At 72.0% G+C, this 2,679-nt stretch carries 2 protein-coding genes and 1 pseudogene; 1 reads left to right on the forward strand and 2 read right to left on the reverse strand.

The annotated features are described in order from the left end of the window. Positions 1–171 (forward strand): annotated as a pseudogene (locus I6A60_RS30235) (ABC transporter substrate-binding protein); the annotation flags it as partial. Positions 172–457: 286 nt separating this feature from the next. Here I6A60_RS30235 and I6A60_RS30240 read toward each other — a convergent pair. Beyond that, complete coding sequence (locus I6A60_RS30240; RefSeq protein ID WP_203022671.1) at positions 458–1,609, reverse strand: acyl-CoA dehydrogenase family protein; 1,152 nt, start codon at positions 1,607–1,609, stop codon at positions 458–460. 205 nt (positions 1,610–1,814) lie between these two features. After that, positions 1,815–2,564, reverse strand: a complete 750-nt coding sequence (locus I6A60_RS30245) for an enoyl-CoA hydratase-related protein (RefSeq protein WP_013425115.1) — start codon at positions 2,562–2,564, stop codon at positions 1,815–1,817. Positions 2,565–2,679 lie beyond the last annotated feature (115 nt).

A 2,679-nucleotide genomic window follows, 5' to 3' on the forward strand; every position in this document is an offset into this window, starting at 1 on the left:
CTCTACGGCAGCCACAAGCTCGACATCAACGACCGCGAGAACATCGTGGCCGGCGCCGACAACTGCCAGTGGATCGCCAAGCTGGAGGGAAGCGCGTTCAAGCCCGTCCCGAACGCCATCCCGCTCTGCGGCGAGGTCGTTCCCGGCAAGACGGTCTCCGCGGCCAGCTGAGGCGGCCGAGGCAGTTCGAGGCCCGCTGGGGCCGGCGCATCCGACTTCGGACACGCCGGCCCCAGCCCGCCATTCCGTGTCAGTTCCGCACAGGCCACTATCTACGGCGCGCTCTGGCTTCGCGGATGCGGCTACGTCGTACGCGAGCTGCCGCCCCGCGAGGCTGAGGAGCACGGGCCAGCGGCCGGAAGCATCCAACAGCCGGTTCACCAGCGGAAGTGAGCCAGCGGTCACCGAACGTGATCACGGATGCATCGAGTCTGTGACCTGCGAAAACGCGGGTCAGTCAGGCCTTCGCAAGGTGCCGGCTGATCACCAGGCGCTGGATCTGGTTGGTGCCCTCGAAGATCTGCATTACCTTGGCTTCGCGCATGTAGCGCTCGACGGGATAGTCCTTGGTGTAGCCGGCGCCGCCGAAGACCTGGACGGCGTCCTCGGTGACCTTCATGGCGGCGTCGGTGGCGACGAGCTTGGCGATGCTGGCTGCCTTGGAGAAGGGCCGGCCGGCGTCGCGCAGCCGGGCCGCGGTCAGCATCGTCGCCCGCGCCGACTCGACGGCGGCGGCCATGTCGGCGAGCAGGAAGCCAAGCCCCTGATGGTCGATGATCGGGCGGCCGAACGCCTCGCGCTCGCGGGCGTAGGCGATGGCGTCGTCGAGGGCGCGCTGGGCGAGCCCGGTGGCGGCGGCGGCGATCCCGAGGCGGCCGGAGTCCAGCGCCGACAGCGCGATCGGCAGACCCTGCCCGGGCACCCCGACCAGGCGGGAGTCTGCGACCGGCGCGTCCTCGAACCCGATCTGGGTGGTGGGCGAGGCGGTCAGGCCCATCTTGCGCTCGGGCGGGTAGACGATCAGGCCGCTAGTGCTGGCGTCTACGAGGAAGCAGGAGATGCCGCCCCGGCCCTCGCCGGTGCGGGCGAACACGGTGTAGAAGTCGGCCGCGCCGCCGTGGGTCACCCAGGCCTTGGTGCCGGACAGGACGTAGTCGCCGCCGGTCGTGGACGGGGGAGTGGCGGTGGTGCGCAGGGCCGCCGGGTCGGAACCGGCATGCGGCTCGGACAGGCAGTAGGCGCCGAGCAGGTCACCGGCCAGCATCCGGGGCAGGTGCTCGGCCTGCTGCTTCGGGGTGCCGAAGGTCGCCAGTGGGTAGCAGGACAACGAGTGGACGCTCACCCCGACGGCGACGGACGCCGACCGGTAGGCGATCTCCTCGAGGACCTGCAGGTACACCTCGTAGGGCTGCTCCCCGCCGCCGAAGCGTTCCGGGTAGGGCAGGCTCAGCAGCCCGGCCTGCCCGAGCGTCCGGAACACCTCGCGGGGGAAGCGGGCCTCGGCCTCGTCCTGCGCCGTGCGGGGCTCCAGCTCCTTGGCGCAGATCTCGGCGGCGAGCTCGACCAGCTCACGCGCCTCGTCCGACGGCAACAGACGCTCGACCGGCACGGCGACCCCTCCCTGGTACAGCGGGCGCCCGGCGCGCTGCCCGATCGGTCGGCCTGGTCCGCGTCGTGGACGGTCTCGCCTCTCGGCGAACCGTCTGTGCCACAACGCCTGACCCGTGGCCTGACTGATCGGGAACGGCGCCCGGACGGGCCGAACTGTACCAGGGGGAGTACTCGGGTACTACTTCTGGTTCGGGTCCACCGGCTTAACGCTTGGTGATGCGGGCGATCGCGGCCTGGGCGTCGGGGGTCTTGGAGGTCGCCGTGAAGACGACGCCTTCCAGCGCGGCGGCGGTGTGCAGCTCGGCGACCAGCGCCTCGGGGTGCAGCAGCCGGCGCACGGCCGCGAGCGCCCCGGCAGGGCGGGCCAGCAGCGCCTCGACCCGGTCGGCCACCCGCGCGCGCAGCGCCTCGGCGTCCGGGAGGACCTCGGTGACGATCCCAGCCTCGGCAGCCGCCGCCGCGCCGAACGTGTCGCCGAACAGCAGCAGTCCCGCGGCCCGGCCCGGTCCCGCCACCCGCGGCAGCAGCACCGACGACGCGGCCTCCGGCACCACCCCGAGGTTGACGAACGGCATCCCGAACTTCGACCGGGCCGTCGCGTAGACGAGGTCGCAGTGCAGCAGCATTGTCGTGCCGATGCCGATCGCCGCGCCGTCGATCTCGGCGACCAGGACCTTCGAGGTGTCGATGAGTGCCCGGATGAAACGGGCCGTGGGTCCCGACGGCTCCAGCACGTCCCGCTCGGCGATGTCCGCCAGCTCGTTGCCGGCGGTGAAGGCGCCCCCGCTGCCGGTGAAGACGACGACGCGGACGGCCGGGTCGGCCTCGGCGCCGACGAGGGCGTCGCCGAGCGCCTGGTACATGTCCTGCGTGATCGCGTTGCGCTTGTCCGGCCGGTTGATCCGGACGGTCAGCACCCCGCCGGCTGTCTCGGTCAGCACGTGGTCGGTCATGGAGCCTCCTGCCAGTGTTCGGAGTCGGGTCATACGCGACGCGGCCGGGCCGGTGCCGGTGGGTTTACCGGCATCAGCCCGGCCGCGCCGAACGTCCGAGACCGGCGCCCCCCCC

It is taken from the genome of Frankia sp. AgB1.9, from assembly GCF_016786355.1.
Taxonomy (GTDB): Bacteria; Actinomycetota; Actinomycetes; order Frankiales; family Frankiaceae; genus Pseudofrankia.